This is a genomic window from Marinisporobacter balticus (assembly GCF_004345705.1).
Lineage (GTDB): Bacteria > Bacillota > Clostridia > Peptostreptococcales > Thermotaleaceae > Marinisporobacter > Marinisporobacter balticus.
In genome coordinates, this window is record NZ_SLWV01000011.1 from 44,846 (window position 1) to 61,377 (window position 16,532).

A 16,532-nucleotide genomic window follows, 5' to 3' on the forward strand; every position below is an offset into this window, starting at 1 on the left:
GAAGGTCGTTCTGTGTATGCAAAAATTTATTTTTAGAGGGGGAATTACATTGTTTAATGTACTAGGAAAACTAAATCCATTGGCGATTGTTTTAATCGTAGCAATTATTGGTGTATTTATGGTGGGATTTGTTGCGACTGTTGTGATTCGAAAAAAATACATGAATATTCGTGAGGATTTATTAGATGCACAAAATAGAGAAAATAGTAAATATGATTATAAGGTATTAAATCTAATTATCGAAGATTATAAAAGGGCTGCAAAGGGAAATCAAGAAGTAAACACACAAGCCATTATCGAAAGAAATTTTAATAGTGAGTTAAGTCGTTTAAATTTAGGAGAAAGATTTATCAAGAATGCCGTATCTTTGATGATCATATTAGGACTTTTAGGAACCTTCTATGGACTAACATTATCTATTGGAAAGCTTGTAGAAATGCTTAGTGCTAGTGGAAATGTGGACATGCTGAATAGTATGGAATCAATTGTTTCAGGATTGATGAATTCTGTAAAAGGGATGTCTGTTGCATTTGTTACATCTTTGTTTGGAATTGCAGGTTCTATCATATTTACCATATTAAATATCATCTATGATGTTGAGACTGAAAGAGAAGCTGTAATGATAGTATTGGAAGAATATTTGGATAATCATGTGGCATTAGCATTTTCAAAGGAAAAGAAAACAGAATATGAATTACTAGATGAAGCTTTAAAGGGTACTTTTAGGGAATTGGGAGGAAAAATGGAAAACAGCATTAAATATGTTGCAGATGGACTAGGCAATCAGTTTACAGCAGCAACAAGAGATATCGGACTTTCCTCAAAAGCATTACTTGAAAGTGTGCAATTATTTGATCAATCCCTAAAGGATTTTAAAGAGAATACAAGAGATTTTTCTGAATTTAACTATCAGCTTAGAACAAATATAGAGAGAATGAATGTAGGATTTGCAGACTTAACAAATGATTTAAAAACGTATTCTAAAGATTTATCAAAATCATATAAAACAAAGGAATAAGGAAAAGCTTTGGGGGGGAGGAGAAATGTGTAGATGAAGATAAGAAAAAGAAATTTTAAAAAGACCAAAGAGTCACAGAACTTTTGGCCTTCTTTTACGGATATGATTTCAACCATTGCTTTGGTTTTATTTTTTCTAATGCTGCTTGCTTATATGCAAAGTATTATATTCGGGAAAAATATACAACAAACCCAAAAACAGCTTGAAGAATCGAATATGGAAATCAAGCGTGCAGATAAAAAACTAAAACTATTAAAGGATGAAATCAAAGAGACAATGGCTGAAGTAGAAGAAGGGGCAATCGCACTAAAACTTTCGGAAGAGCAGATCGAAGAACAAAAGAAGATTATTGCACAAAGCAATAGAGAACTAGGACAGCTTAGAACAAAATTACAAGGGGTTGCCCTTTTAAGATTAGATGTTCTAAAAAAGGTAAAAGGTTCTATAGAAGATGAATTAGGGAAAAAAAATGAAGCGGGAGACGAACTTGTATCCATTGGAGATAATGGAAATATTGTAATCAATGAAGGTGTAGTTTTTTCATACAACTCTTATAAGCTAAAGCCAGAAGGAAAAGCGCTTTTGAAAAATTTAGCAGATGCATTTGAAAGAGTGTTAGATGATAAAGAGACGAGAGCTAATATTGATGCCATAAGTATTCAAGGGCATACAGATGATGTGGGCAATCCTGCTTATAATAGAGATTTATCTGCTAAAAGAGCAACAACCGTAGTCAATTATCTTATGGAGAGCAATAAAAAGATAGAAAGCAAATATGGTAGGTATTTTGCTGCAAGTGGATATTCAGAATTTAGACCTATCTCTAGTAGTGATACAGAGGGAGCAAAAGCAAAAAATAGAAGAATAGAAATTTCTATCATTCTTAAAGATTCACATATACAAAATACGATTAATGAATATCTTAAAGAATCTATGGAAGCATTTGAAGGAAATAATGAATAAGCTAATAGGATATCCTATTAGCTCTTTTTTTAAAGCAATTAACTCAAAACGAAAGAAAAAATATCCGTGTTTACCTATTTGTTTATAGAACAAAATATTACAAAAAAATTACATTTATGATAAAATAGAGGAATAATTAGAAAAATAATGAATATATTACCTATGGAACTATTTTGTGGTTCTAAGAAAAGTTAAATTTTAAAGGAGGAGGGATACCTTCTCTAGTAAGGTTACGACAAAAAGGAGGTGATCATAAAGAAGATGATACTCATCTATAAAATCACTTTTATAACAGGTATTTTATATGCTGTTGTTTCACTAATATTAGGGCATTTGTTTGATGCTATAGATTTTGATGGGGATGTAGATTTTCCTTTATTTACAATACTTCCTGTTAAACCGATTACTGTAGTAACGTTTATTACAGTATTTGGGGGGGCCGGAATTATGTGTACAAGAAGAGGGATAGCGACTATATTTACACTATTGATTTCTTTGGTATTCGCTTATTTTATTTCTTTTTTAGTTTACAGATTTGTTGTGGTTCCTTTATATAAGGCACAAAATACAAGTGCTGCATCACAAAAAGAAATCATTGGATTAGACGCAACAGTGAAGTCTTCTATTATGGAAAATGGATTTGGAAAAATATCTTATGTAAGTAAAGGAAATACCTATGATTCTCCTGCAAAGCATATAAAGGGCGATTTTATTGAAGCTGGAACAAAAGTTTTTATAGTAGATATAAAGAAGCATGTCTATTATGTAGAAAGAAAGAATTTTTATTATGATATTACAACAAAAATATAAAAGGGGATGGAAATAATGATAGATTATTTAATACCTGCAGCAATTGTAGGCGTGATTCTTATTTTGGTGATCAGTATCTTGTCTATGTGGAGAAAAGTTTCACAAGACAAGGCTCTTGTAGTAACAGGTATGAAAAAGAGGGTAATATCTGGTGGTGGTGGACTGGTTATTCCATTGTTTGAAAGAACAGATATTATTTCGCTAGAAAATATGAAGATTGATGTAAGAACAGAAGCAGCACTTACAGAAGAAGGGGTAGGAATTATCGTAGATGGGGTTACGGTTTTAAAAGTAAAATCAGATGAAGAATCTATTTATTCAGCAGTAGAGCAATTTAATACAGGTCGTGAGGCTGAGACCATTAGCTTTATCAAAGAAACTGCAAAAGATGTGCTAGAAGGTAAGCTACGTGAAATTATTTCAAAAATGACAGTGGAAGAAATTCATAAAGACCGAGAAAAATTTTCAGCACAAGTGCAAGAAGTAGCAGCTGTTGACTTAGCAGGAATGGGACTTGAAATAAAAGCATTTACGATAAAAGATATATCTGATATAAATGGATACTTACAGGCATTAGGAAAGAAAAGAATTGCAGAAGTGAAAAGAGATGCAGAAATCGCAGAAGCAAATGCAAAATCAGAAATGGATATTAAGAAAGCACAGGCGCAAAGAGAAGCAAAAGTAAATACAGCGATTGCATTTAAAGAAGGAGAAAAAGCAAGACTTGCAGCAGAAACAGAAATAGCAGAGTATAGTAAGGATAAGGAATTGAAGGTACAATCATATAGAAAAGAGCAAGAAACTGAGAAGGCAAAAGCGGACCTTGCTTATGAAATCGAAGGAAATAAAGTAAAAAAAGAAGTGACAGAAACGGAAATGGCCGTTGAACTTCTTAAAAAGGAAAAATCCATTGAAATTGCAGAAAGAGAAGCGATAAGACGAGAAAGAGAACTTGAAGCAAGTGTGAAAAAACAAGCAGAGGCACAAAAATACAAAGGGATTCAAGAAGCAGAAGAAAGATCTCAATCAATGAAATTAGAGGCTGAAGCAAGAGCACAAGCCATTAAGTTTGAAGGAGAGGCAAAATCTGAAGCGATAAGATTACAAGGGCAAGCAGAAGCCACAGTTATAGCAGAAAAAGGGATTGCAGAAGCGGAAGCGATGGCGAAAAAAGCAGAAGCCTTTAAACAATACAATGAAGCTGCTGTGCTTCAAATGCTTATTGAAAAACTACCAGAGATTGCAAAAAACATTTCAGAACCACTGACAAAAACTGAAAAAATTGTTGTGATTGATAATGGTGGAGAAGGAAAAAATAAAGGAGCCGCTAAAATTTCAGGGTATGTTACAGATATGATCACCCAAGTGCCTGAAGTTGTGGAAGCGACAACCGGAATTAATTTGTTAAATCTGTTGAAAAATAAAGTGGATATAAACAAAATAGATATGAACAAAGTAATAAAAGAACAAATGAATGATTTGAATGTGTAAAGATAGAAAAATACATAGAATTTAGACAAAGTGATAAAAAGATAGAAAGGGTTATTTTATAGAAAATTCTGTAATCAATGAACGGTATAAACTTCAAAATGCTGTAATAGCAAAGGGAGATTATACCGTTTGTTGATTTTTATCTTGTACTTATTTTTATATAATGTATAATAAATAAAGTATTTATTTTAAAGGAGGGAACATGATGAGTGATCTTTTAAAAGCAGTGATACTTTCTATAGTAGAAGGAATTACTGAATTTTTACCAATAAGTAGTACAGGGCATCTTATTTTAGTAAACCATTGGATTGAATTTCAAGGATCGTTTGCAAAGAGTTTTGATGTAATTATTCAATTTGGAGCGATACTTTCTGTACTCGTTTTATATTGGGATAAATTGTACCCTTTTTCTAAAAGGAAAAGTATTTTAAAAAAGAGAGACACGATTACTCTTTGGTGCAAAGTAGTGACTGCATTTATTCCTGCTGCTGTTTTAGGGGCATTATTTCATGATCTTATTGAAGAAAAATTATTTAATTCTATCACGGTTGCAGTTGCATTAGTTGTAGGAGGTATTTTGATTTTGATCTTAGAAAAAGGAGAAAAGAGACCTAAAATTACACATATAGGACAAATAAGCTATAAAATGGCTTTTGTGATTGGGTTTTTTCAATGTTTGGCTATGATTCCAGGAACATCAAGATCTGCTGCTACCATTATTGGTGCAATGGCGCTAGGCACTTCTAGAGAAGTAGCTGCTGAATTTTCGTTTTTCTTAGCGATTCCGACGATGGCTGGCGCTACAGCCTATTCTCTTTTAAAGAAAGGGATCTACATAACTTCTAGTGAATGGATTACCCTACTAGTAGGGGTGGTACTTTCGTTTATAGTGGCTTTGGTTGTGATATCCTTTTTTATGGAATATATAAAAAAGAAAGATTTTAAAGTATTTGGATATTATAGAATTGTATTAGGTGCCTTAATTTTATTTTATTTCTACAGATAAAATGATAAGCTATGTTATTTTTCTTTACGCATAAAGAAAATAGCATAGCTTATTTTATTAGAATATTTAATGAAAAGAAAGGAAAGCATTATAAAAAGGATCGAAAATTTTTTACTAGGATCAAATATTGTTACAATGAGAACAGGAAAAAAGTATGGTAAAAATATGAATAAGAAAAAATCATGAAAGATATATTAAAACAGGAATTATAAAATGAATAAAAATAGTTAATGTTCGTGTTTATACAAATCAATTTAAAAAAACACATATAAACATTCGAAAAAGTATTGACGAAAAAAAGCTACTTTGTTATGATAATAGTGCAAGGATAAACAGACGACAACTAAATCATCTACTCATATAATTTCGGAAATAGGGTCCGAAAGTTTCTACAAGGCAACCGTAAATTGCTTGGCTATGGGTGAAAGCGTATCTAGGGTTCCGATTTTTTAATGACTGGTCCAAGTGATACGGGTATTACTATGTAATACTACACCGTGGGGATAAAAACCCGGACGGGGAGGTTTCACTTAAAGTAAAAACCTTCCCGTCTGTTTTTTTGTTTTTAAACAAGATCCCCTAATCAAAAGGAGGAAGATGAAAGTGGAAATTACAAACAAAAATAAAGGAGTACTTGCAAACTTATTTAAGTTATCAGAGAACAAGACAACGATAAAAACTGAAATCATTGCAGGGGTTACGACTTTTATGACAATGGCCTACATTTTAATTGTTAATCCAGACATATTAAGTGCGACAGGGATGGACAGAGGAGCAGTATTTACAGCTACAGCCCTTTCAGCAGCGTTTGCTACGTTTTTAATGGCATTTATGGCAAATCTACCATTTGCATTAGCACCAGGTATGGGATTAAATGCATTTTTTGCATTTTCGGTGGTTATTGGAATGGGATATAGTTGGCAGTTTGCTTTAACTGCAGTTTTAATTGAAGGACTTATATTTATTATACTTACTTTAACAAACGTTCGTGAGGCAATCATTAATGGAATGCCAATGGTGATTAAAAATTCTGTAAGTGTAGGGATTGGATTATTTATTGCTTTTATAGGATTTCAAAGTGCTGGAATCATTGTAGATAATCCAGCGACTTTAGTAGGCTTAGGAAATGTAAAAGATCCAGGCGTACTGTTAGCATTAGTAGGAATTATAGTAACCGGGATACTTCTTGTTAAAAATATAAAAGGCGCTTTGTTGATGGGGATTATTGTTACAACGATTGGTGGTATAATTATAGGAAAAACAGCAATACCAGATACATTTATTAGTACCCCTCCATCGATTAAACCAATTTTCTGGCAATTTGTTTCAATGAAAGAAGTATTATCATGGAATATGGTAATCGTTGTATTTACCTTTTTATTTGTAGATTTATTTGATACATTAGGCACATTGATTGGTGTTTCAACAAAAGCAAACATGATTGATAAAGATGGAAAAATACCTAAAGTAAAACAAGCATTATTTGCAGATGCGATTGGGACTACAGCTGGAGCCATGATGGGAACAAGTACTGTTACGACTTATGTAGAAAGTGCATCTGGTGTTGCAGAAGGAGGACGAACAGGTCTAACTGCACTTACAACAGGAGTATTATTTTTAATATCTGCAGCATGTGCACCTATTTTTGCGACTGTTCCGCCACAAGCTACAGCAGCAGTACTTATTGTAGTAGGAATGTTTATGATGAGCCCAATACTAAAAATAAATTTTGAAGATTATACAGAGGCAATTCCTGCATTTCTTACAATTATTATGATGCCTTTAGCTTATAGTATTGCAGAAGGACTTGTTTTTGGTACTATTTCTTATGTGTTATTAAAAGTAATGGCAGGAAGATCAAAAGAAGTACACCCGATGATGTATGTAATTACAACACTATTTATATTAAAGCATGTACTTGGTTAAACTAAATAGCCCGAGATAGATGATAGGCGTCTATAGCGGGCTTTTCTTATCCATTTTGATATTTTTAACTTTTGAAGTTGGAAATATCAAAATAGATAAAGTTGCTGTAAAATTTAGTATAGAAAGAAATAAAGTTAATGAAGCAATAATTTCACAAAAAGAGGATTGAAAATTCAAAAAGAATAAAGAATAAGTAATGGGAAATAGTTATATTTAAGTGTTAATAAAAATAGAAACTTATTTTGAAGAGGAGGATATCATATGAAGGTTGCAATCATTATGGGAAGTGATTCAGATTATGAGGTTGTTAAAAAGACAGAGGAAATTCTAAAGGATTTTGGAGTAGAAGTACAGGTTCGTGTCATGTCAGCGCATAGGACACCAGACCGTGCGATGGAATTTGCAAAAAATGCTGAAACAAATGGTTATGAGGTAATTATAGGGGCTGCTGGTAAGGCTGCACATCTTCCAGGGGTTTTGGCAGCGCTTACACTACTACCTGTTATAGGAATACCTATAAAATCTTCAACAATGGATGGACTTGATTCACTGCTTTCTATTGTTCAAATGCCAAAGGGCATACCTGTAGCCACAGTAGCAATAAATGGTGCAGAAAATGCAGGGCTCCTTGCTATTCAAATATTATCTACCAAGTATGTTGATTTAAGGGAAAAACTAAAAGCATTTAGGGAAAAACAAGAAAAAGAAGTCATTGAAAAAGACGAGATGTTTTTAAACAGATAAAATCAAACAGGGAGGAAATGAAAATGGAAAAATTAGAGATGCTTTATGAAGGAAAGGCAAAGAAAGTATATAAAACAGAGGATGAGAAAAGATATATTGTAGCATATAAGGATGATGCAACAGCGTTTAATGGATTGAAGAAAGGCTCTATTGCAGATAAAGGAATTGTAAATAATAAAATGTCTAACTTATTATTTGCAATGTTAGAAGAAAAAGGTGTGCCTACTCATTTTGAGAAAGAATTAAATGACCGTGATACCCTTGTAAAAGCTGTAAAAATACTACCACTAGAAGTAATTGTAAGAAATGTGGCAGCAGGTTCATTGTCGAAGCGTTTAGGAATAGAAGAAGGCGTTCAAATGAAATCAACTGTATTAGAATTTTCATATAAAAATGATGAATTAGGCGATCCTATGATTAATGATTATCATATAGAGGCTATGTCACTCGCGACAAAGGAACAGGTTGAGAAGGTAAAAGAATATGCTTTTAAAGTAAATGAAGTATTAAAAGGATTTTTCATGGAAAGAGGATTAAAGCTTATTGACTTTAAATTAGAATTTGGGATCTTTGAAGACAAAGTGATTTTAGCAGATGAAATTTCACCAGATACTTGTAGACTTTGGGATGCACAGACGAATAAGAAAATGGACAAAGACAGATTTAGAAGAGATTTAGGAGACGTTGAAAAGACGTATCAGGAAGTTTTAGAAAGAATTAATAAATAGAAACACACCTTTAGGAGGTAGCTTATGTATAACAGATTTGATTTAGATAAATTGAAAGAGGAATGCGGGGTCATAGGAATTTATGCGCCCAATGCAAAAAATACATCTCAATTGGCCTATTTTGGATTGCATGCACTCCAACATAGGGGACAAGAAAGTGCTGGGATTGCTATAAATAAAGGCGGACAAGTACATTATTATAAGGAAATGGGATTGGTACAAGAAGTTTTTTCAGATGAAATTATTGAAAGATTGCAAGGCGATATTGCAATAGGTCATGTAAGATATTCTACTACAGGAGAAAGCTATGTAACAAATGCGCAACCCTTAGTGGTACACCATAAGGGGGGAGCGCTTGCGCTTGCGCATAATGGGAATCTTGTGAATGCAAATACGATTCGAGAAGAACTAGAAGATGAAGGGGTTATTTTTCAGACATCTATTGATAGTGAAGTTATCGCGACTATGATTGCTAGGCAACACAAAGAAGGCATCGAAAATGCAATAAAAAATACGATGAAGCAAATTAGAGGTTCGTATGCGCTTGTTATTACTTGTGGAGAAAAGCTTATTGGTGTTAGAGATCCGAATGGACTTAGACCCCTATGTATAGGAAAGATGGATGGGGGATATGTATTGTCTTCTGAAAGCTGTGCTTTTAATGTAATTGGTGCAGAATTTATAAGAGATGTAGAACCTGGTGAAATGGTTATTATTGAAAATCATGAGATCAAAAGCATTCAATATAGCGTGGGTGAAAAGAAAGCACTTTGTTCCTTTGAATTTGTTTATTTTGCAAGACCGGATAGTGTATTAGATGGACAAAGTGTATATGTAAGTAGAAGAAATGCAGGAAAAATATTGGCAAAAGAACATCCTATAGAGGCAGATTTGGTTATCGCTGTACCAGATTCGGGTACTGTTGCAGCCATTGGATATGCACAGCAGTCAAATATTCCATTTGGAGAAGGTCTTATAAAGAATAGATATGTAGGAAGAACCTTCATACAACCAGATCAAAAAATGCGTGAGAGAAGCGTAAGGTTAAAGTTAAATGTCTTAAAGGAGAATGTAGCAGGAAAAAGAATTGTAATGGTGGATGATTCGATTGTAAGAGGAACAACAAGTAGACAAATTGTGGATCTATTAAAAGGAGCAGGAGCTACAGAGGTGCACGTAAGAGTATGTTCACCCCCTGTAAGATATTCTTGCTATTTTGGTATTGATACACCAACGAGAAAAAATCTTGTAGGCGCAGTCAATTCAGTAGAAGAAATTAGAGAAATGATTGGTGCAGATTCTTTAGGCTATTTAAGTATAGAGGGACTCATTGCGTCAACCAGTATGGAAGAGTGTAGCCTATGTAGTGCTTGTTTTAGTGGCGATTACCCGATGGAAGTGCCAAAACAAGGAAGTAAATATCTATTTGAGAAAAGATAGGGGAGGACTTGACAATGCTAACTTATAAAGATGCGGGTGTAGATGTTTCAGAAGGTGCAAGAGCAGTCTCTCTTATGAAGAAACATGTACAAAAGACTTTTACGAAAAATGTATTATGTGGTTTAGGGGGATTCGGCGGATTATTTGAATTAGATTTAGAAGGATATAAAAAACCTGTATTGGTATCTGGAACAGACGGCGTAGGTACAAAATTAAAGATTGCATTTCTAATGGACAAACATGATACAGTAGGGCAAGATTGTGTGGCAATGTGTGTAAATGATATTTTATGTCAAGGTGCAAAACCATTGTTTTTCTTAGATTATGTGGCAACAGGAAAATTAGAGTCTGAAAAGATCGCGGATATTGTAAAAGGCATAGCAGATGGATGTGTAAAAGCGAGATGCTCTCTTGTTGGAGGAGAAACAGCAGAAATGCCAGGTTTTTATAGTGATGGAGAATATGATATGGCAGGTTTTGCAGTAGGAATGGTAGATAAAGAAAAAATGATTGATGGATCCAATATAAAAGATGGGGATGTATTGATAGGACTGCCTTCAAGTGGTATTCATAGCAATGGATATTCATTGGTGAGAAAATTATTCTTCGATAAATTAGACTATAAGATCGATCAGTATATAGATGAATTAGGTTGCACTTTAGGAGAAGAAATCATTAAGCCTACTCGGATTTATGTGGATGTTTGTAGTAAAGTGATAGAACAATATGAAGTAAAAGGCATGGTGCACATGACTGGTGGGGGATTTTATGAAAATATCCCAAGAATTTTACCAGAAGGATTAGGGGTAGAAATTAATTTAGAAAGCTGGAAAGTGCTACCTATCTTTAAACTGATGCAAAAACTAGGAAACATTAAAACGGAAGAAATGTTTGCTACTTTCAATATGGGGATCGGCATGATTCTAGTTGTATCAAAAGAGGAATCAGAAAAAATAATGAAATATTTGGAAAGTTTAGATGAAGAGGCATATATAATCGGAAAGGTCGCTAAAAACCATGGGGTAAGCTTATGCCAAAAATAAGCATTGCCGTTTTTGTATCCGGTGGTGGAACAAACCTTCAGACAATTATTGATCATATTGAAAAAGATAATATAGATGGGGAAATAAAAATTATATTATCTAGTAAAGAAAATGCTTATGCATTAGAACGAGGAAAGAAACACGGAATAGAAGGATGCTATATAGGAAAGAAAAATTACCCTGATTTGAAAGAAAGAAGTAGAAAAATTACAGAAATTTTAAAAGAAAAAAAGATAGATTTGATCGTTTTAGCAGGTTTTATGAGTATTTTAGATAAAGAAATTGTACAGATGTATAAAAATAGAATTATAAATGTACATCCTTCCCTTATACCAAGTTTTTGTGGGAAAGGATATTATGGAGAAAAAGTGCATGAAGCTGTACTAAGTTATGGGGTAAAAGTAACAGGAGCTACGGTACACTTTGTAGATGAGGGAACGGATACAGGACCTGTTATTTTACAAAAGGCAGTACAAGTGAAAGCGGATGATACAGTAGCGTCTCTTTCTAAAAGAGTTTTAGCGGTAGAACATGAGATTTTGCCATTAGCAGTAGAACTATTTTGTGAAGGAAAATTGGAAGTAATAGGTAGACGCGTTACGTTGGAAAATGAAATATAATGAATTATTGGAAGGGGTGTTGATTGTGATTAAACGTGCGTTGATTAGCGTTTCAGATAAAAGTGGTATTGTTGATTTTGCGAAAAAATTACAAGGGATGGGCGTAGAAATTATTTCAACTGGTGGAACGGCAAAGGTACTGATTGAAGAAGGAATAAAAGTAACCGCTATATCAGATATAACAGGTTTTCCAGAATGCTTAGATGGAAGAGTAAAAACTTTGCATCCTATGGTACATGGAGGGATACTCGCAATGAGAGATAATCCTGAGCATATAAAACAGTTAGAAGAACTAAATATCACACCGATTGATTTGATAGTGATCAACCTTTATCCTTTTAAAGAAACCATTGCAAAAGAAGATGTAAGTTTAGAAGAAGCGATTGAAAATATTGATATTGGTGGACCAACTATGCTAAGAAGTGCTGCAAAGAATCATAGGGATGTTGTTGTTATTTGCAACCCAGATCACTATACATCGGTATTAGAAGAATTAGAAAATAAGGGTGAGGTATCAAATGATACAAAATATAGATTAGCTCTAAAGGTATTTGAACATACGGCGCATTATGATGCATTAATAGCAGCGTATTTGAGAAAACAAATAGATGCACCATTACCAGATGTACTTACAATGACTTTTGAAAAGGTACAAGATTTAAGATATGGGGAAAATCCACATCAAAAGGCAATATTTTATAAAGAAGTAGGGGTAAATGAAGGTTCTTTGGTAGAAGCGGTACAGCTTCATGGAAAGGAACTTTCCTTTAACAATATCAATGATACAAATGGCGCGCTAGAATTATTAAAAGAATATGAACAACCTACTGTTGTAGGCGTAAAGCATACAAATGCATGTGGTGTAGGCAGTGGATATGATATTTATGATGCTTATTTAAAAGCATATAAGAGTGATCCAACATCTATTTATGGTGGAATTATTGTTGCAAATCGTACCATGGATAAAAGAACAGCTGAGGAGATTAATAAGATTTTTATAGAGATTGTTGTTGCACCTGATTTTGATCAAGATGCATTAGAAGTATTAAAATCTAAAAAGAATATAAGAATATTAAAACTTTCGAATATATCTAAGAAGCAAGGAAAAGATGCAGTAGATATGAAGAAAGTAAATGGTGGTTTATTAATTCAAGGGATTGATAATGAATTGATTGAAGAGGAATTAAAGGTGGTTACACGAAGAATTCCTACAAAGAAAGAAATGGAAGATTTACTTTTTTCTTGGAAGGTTGTAAAGCATATTAAATCAAATGGGATTGTTTTAGGAAAAGATGGACAGACGATTGGCGTTGGACCAGGACAAGTAAATCGAATTTGGGCTGTGGAAAATGCAATCAAGCAAGCAAAAACTTCAGTAAAGGGCAGTGTGATGGCGTCAGATGCCTATTTTCCATTCTCAGATTCTATAGAAGCAGCTGCAAAAGCAGGGATTACAGCTGTTATTCAACCCGGTGGTTCTATAAGAGATGAAGAATCTATAGAGATGGCAAACAAATACGGCATTGCAATGGTGTTTACAGGAATGAGACATTTTAAGCATTAAACAATAAAGATCTTTCAATGCTTATTAGATAGTTAAAGTTGATGAAAGGAGAGTGTCTCATATGAAAATATTAGTAGTAGGCAATGGTGGGCGAGAGCATACGATTGTATGGAAGCTAAGTAAAAGTCCAAAAGTTCGTAAGATTTATTGTGCTCCTGGAAATGCAGGTATTGGTAAAATGGCACAGAATATAGATATAAAGGTAGAAGATATTGAAGGATTATGTGATTTTGCAAAGGAAAATAAAATAGATTTAACGGTTGTAGGGCCTGAAGTGCCACTGGTGATGGGTGTTGTTGATCGGTTTGAAGAAGAAGGGTTAAAAGTTTTTGGACCCAATAAAAAATGTGCACAGTTAGAAGGAAGTAAGGCTTTTACAAAGGAATTTTTAGTGAAACATAATATTCCTACAGGCAAATATAAAGAATTTACAAGTTTAGAAGAAGCAAAAGAAGCCGTTGGCATTTATGGATACCCTATGGTGATTAAGGCAGATGGACTAGCTGCTGGAAAAGGGGTTGTGATTGCAGAAAATGAAGATGAAGCTTTAGAAACTTTAGACTACATGATGCTTTCTAAAAAATTCGGTGAAGCTGGAGAAAAAATCATTATAGAAGAGTACTTGACAGGCATCGAAACTTCTATATTGTGTTTTGTAGATGGAGAGAGTATTGTACCTATGGTGAGTGCACAGGATTATAAAAAAATATTTGATGGAGATAAAGGGCCGAATACAGGTGGTATGGGAACCTATTCTCCGAGCTACATTTACGATGATTGTCTTAAAGAAGAAGTGAAACAAAATATACTCCTTCCTATTATTGATGGATTTAAAAAAGATGGACTAGATTTCAAAGGAATTCTTTTTATAGGACTTATGATTGAAGAAAATATTCCAAAGGTTTTAGAATTTAATGTAAGGTTTGGTGATCCTGAAACACAAACGATACTAACAAGACTTGAAACAGATTTAGTAGAGATTATGGAAAGCATTTTAGATGGAAGATTAAAGACACAAAAAATTATTTGGAGTGATAAAAAGACTGTTTGTGTTGTTATGGCTTCTGGTGGATATCCAGATACTTATGAAAAAGGAAAAGAAATTCATGGTCTTGCGGATATAGATGAGGATGCGTTTGTGTTTCACGCAGGAACAAAAGTGGTAGATGGAAAAACTTTGACCAATGGAGGCAGAGTATTAGGGGTTACTGCTTGGGGAGATACCATAGATGAAGCGAGAAAAAAAGCGTATACAAATGCTAGAAAAATTTCTTTTGATAAGAGTTATTATAGAAAGGATATTGGTACGCTGATAGATCATCAATAAAGTTATAAAAACGAAAAATAGATAATGAAAATAATATTTCCCCTCTGCTTAGTGTATCTAGCAGGGGGGATTGCTTTATATATTAAAACGGTAAAGGCAATAAGAAGAAACAAAAAAACATCAATTTCATGAAAAAATATATAAAAATTAAAGGAAAGGAATATGCCCTTTAGGGTGATGCATATTTTATAGATTCATGATGCAAAAATAAATCATATATTTATATTTTAGCGGGAACTTACATGATATATTTTAAAAAATGAAAAAAATAATCCTATAAAAACGTTGAAAAATAGACGTTTTATATTTTTGTTTTAAAAATATTTTAGAAGAATATAAATTGGCATATATAGTGCATTATTAAGATATGAGACAAAACAATATAAGAATCAAAATATAATGAAAGTGGCGTGTTAAAAAGAATCATAAATAAAAAAATTAAAAAGAAATAGGATGGCATGTAAAAGAAAACATTTTTCAAAGAGAATGGTGCATTTCATCAGTTATATATTTAATCATATTTAGTTTATAAATTTAGAACATAATTACATAGGGGGGAATTTAAAATGGATAAAAAAAATACGTATCTAAATGAAAGAGAAAAGTTATTAACACCATTGTTGGCTATTGAAGAAGCTTCAAGATGTTTATTATGCCATGATGCACCCTGTTCAAAGGCGTGTCCTAGTGCAACGGACCCAGCAAAGTTTATTCGATCACTTCGTTTCAGAAATATTAAGGGTGCTGCAGAAACCATAAGAGAAAATAATGTGCTTGGAGGAATTTGTGCAAGAGTATGTCCAACAAGTAAATACTGTGAAGATGCCTGTAGTCGTTGCGGTATCGATAAACCCATTGAAATCAGAAAATTACAACGTTATTTAACAGCGTATGAAAAAGCAACAGGGATGACGGTTTTAGAACCAGTTGAAGCGGTAAAAGAAAAAATAGCAATCATTGGATCGGGTCCAAGTGGTCTTTCTGCAGCTGCAAGTTTGGTAAGGGATGGATATAAAGTAACAGTATTTGAGCAAAAGAATAAACTCGGTGGATGGCTTTCTTATGGAATTCCTACTGAAAGATTACCACAATCAGTAATAGATGATGAAATTAGATACATTAAAGATTTAGGTGTAGAATTTAAAACAAATTGCAAAATTGGACAAAATATAAATATAGATGATTTAAAACAACAAGGATTTAAAGCGATACTTATTGCAGTAGGAATGCAAAATAGTAAAATGATAAATATAAAAGGAATGGAACTGAATGGTGTTTTGAAAGGAACCGAGTATTTATCAGAAGCAAAATCAACGGATGGAGATATTGATATAGGAGAACATGTAATCGTAATAGGTGGTGGAGATGTTGCTATTGACTGTGCCGTTACAACCAAACTTTTAGGGTGTGAAGATGTTAAGATTGTTTACAGAAGAACAATTGATAAAATGCCAGCAGATATAGAAGAAATTAAACATCTCCAGTCTTTAAATATTCCAATATACACAGGATTTAAGCCAGAAGAAATAATAGGAAAAGATGGAAGTGTTAACAGATTTAAAGCTGTGGGAATGTTTGATGATGCATCATTAGAACTTGTAGCAGATCGAATTATATTTGCTATAGGTCAAGAGGCAGACCCAATCAAAAATATTGCCGATGTGGATGTGAATGATAAACAAATAATCAGCATTTGTGATTATCAAACAAATATTGAAGGTGTATTTGCGGCTGGAGATATAGTTGAAGGGGATAAGACTGTAGTATATGCGGTTAAACATGGTAAAGATGCTGCCATAGAAATTGCTAATTATTTAAATGAAATGGCAAATGTGAAAGGAGATAGATAATA

Annotated in this window: 14 protein-coding genes and 1 riboswitch; all 14 genes read left to right on the forward strand. The window is 33.3% G+C overall.

All coding sequences use genetic code 11. The features are described 5' to 3' along the window. Positions 1 to 49 precede the first annotated feature (49 nt). The 14 genes from EV214_RS09410 to EV214_RS09475 all read left to right on the forward strand — a co-directional run bounded on the left by EV214_RS09410 (position 50) and on the right by EV214_RS09475 (position 16,530). The gene (locus EV214_RS09410) at positions 50 to 1,018 is read left to right on the forward strand and encodes a MotA/TolQ/ExbB proton channel family protein (protein ID WP_165916320.1); all 969 of its coding nucleotides are present in this window, start codon (positions 50 to 52) and stop codon (positions 1,016 to 1,018) included. Between the two features lie 33 nt (positions 1,019 to 1,051). Then, positions 1,052 to 1,981: an OmpA family protein gene (locus tag EV214_RS09415; RefSeq protein ID WP_132245086.1), complete on the forward strand. Its 930-nt coding sequence runs from the start codon at positions 1,052 to 1,054 to the stop codon at positions 1,979 to 1,981. A 261-nt stretch (positions 1,982 to 2,242) separates the two neighbouring features. Then, positions 2,243 to 2,791: a hypothetical protein gene (locus EV214_RS09420; protein WP_165916321.1), complete on the forward strand. Its 549-nt coding sequence runs from the start codon at positions 2,243 to 2,245 to the stop codon at positions 2,789 to 2,791. Between the two features lie 15 nt (positions 2,792 to 2,806). Further along, the gene (locus EV214_RS09425) at positions 2,807 to 4,282 is read left to right on the forward strand and encodes a flotillin family protein (protein ID WP_132245090.1); all 1,476 of its coding nucleotides are present in this window, start codon (positions 2,807 to 2,809) and stop codon (positions 4,280 to 4,282) included. Positions 4,283 to 4,487: 205 nt separating this feature from the next. Then, positions 4,488 to 5,288, forward strand: coding sequence for an undecaprenyl-diphosphate phosphatase (locus tag EV214_RS09430; protein ID WP_132245092.1), 801 nt, complete (start codon positions 4,488 to 4,490; stop codon positions 5,286 to 5,288). A gap of 336 nt (positions 5,289 to 5,624) precedes the next feature. Then, a riboswitch (purine riboswitch) is annotated at positions 5,625 to 5,726 on the forward strand. 165 nt (positions 5,727 to 5,891) lie between these two features. Then, positions 5,892 to 7,214, forward strand: coding sequence for an NCS2 family permease (locus tag EV214_RS09435; RefSeq protein ID WP_330571288.1), 1,323 nt, complete (start codon positions 5,892 to 5,894; stop codon positions 7,212 to 7,214). Between the two features lie 261 nt (positions 7,215 to 7,475). After that, positions 7,476 to 7,958 carry a 5-(carboxyamino)imidazole ribonucleotide mutase gene (gene purE / locus EV214_RS09440; RefSeq protein WP_132245096.1) on the forward strand — a complete coding sequence of 161 codons (483 nt, stop codon included), beginning with the start codon at positions 7,476 to 7,478 and terminating at the stop codon, positions 7,956 to 7,958. Positions 7,959 to 7,981: 23 nt separating this feature from the next. Next, on the forward strand, positions 7,982 to 8,686 hold the full coding sequence (gene purC, locus EV214_RS09445; RefSeq protein ID WP_132245098.1) for a phosphoribosylaminoimidazolesuccinocarboxamide synthase: 705 nt from the start codon (positions 7,982 to 7,984) through the stop codon (positions 8,684 to 8,686). 24 nt (positions 8,687 to 8,710) lie between these two features. Then, positions 8,711 to 10,126: an amidophosphoribosyltransferase gene (gene purF / locus EV214_RS09450; protein WP_132245100.1), complete on the forward strand. Its 1,416-nt coding sequence runs from the start codon at positions 8,711 to 8,713 to the stop codon at positions 10,124 to 10,126. A gap of 14 nt (positions 10,127 to 10,140) precedes the next feature. Continuing rightward, positions 10,141 to 11,169, forward strand: coding sequence for a phosphoribosylformylglycinamidine cyclo-ligase (gene purM, locus EV214_RS09455; RefSeq protein WP_132245102.1), 1,029 nt, complete (start codon positions 10,141 to 10,143; stop codon positions 11,167 to 11,169). After that, positions 11,157 to 11,789, forward strand: a complete 633-nt coding sequence (purN, locus tag EV214_RS09460; RefSeq protein WP_132245104.1) for a phosphoribosylglycinamide formyltransferase — start codon at positions 11,157 to 11,159, stop codon at positions 11,787 to 11,789. Before purM ends, purN begins: the two co-directional genes overlap by 13 nt. Further along, on the forward strand, positions 11,779 to 13,353 hold the full coding sequence (gene purH / locus EV214_RS09465) for a bifunctional phosphoribosylaminoimidazolecarboxamide formyltransferase/IMP cyclohydrolase (protein ID WP_334295683.1): 1,575 nt from the start codon (positions 11,779 to 11,781) through the stop codon (positions 13,351 to 13,353). Before purN ends, purH begins: the two co-directional genes overlap by 11 nt. A gap of 61 nt (positions 13,354 to 13,414) precedes the next feature. Then, positions 13,415 to 14,680 carry a phosphoribosylamine--glycine ligase gene (purD, locus tag EV214_RS09470; protein ID WP_132245106.1) on the forward strand — a complete coding sequence of 422 codons (1,266 nt, stop codon included), beginning with the start codon at positions 13,415 to 13,417 and terminating at the stop codon, positions 14,678 to 14,680. A gap of 566 nt (positions 14,681 to 15,246) precedes the next feature. Next, a complete protein-coding gene (locus EV214_RS09475) occupies positions 15,247 to 16,530 on the forward strand; it encodes an NAD(P)-dependent oxidoreductase (protein WP_132245108.1) in 1,284 nt (427 codons plus the stop codon). Positions 16,531 to 16,532 lie beyond the last annotated feature (2 nt).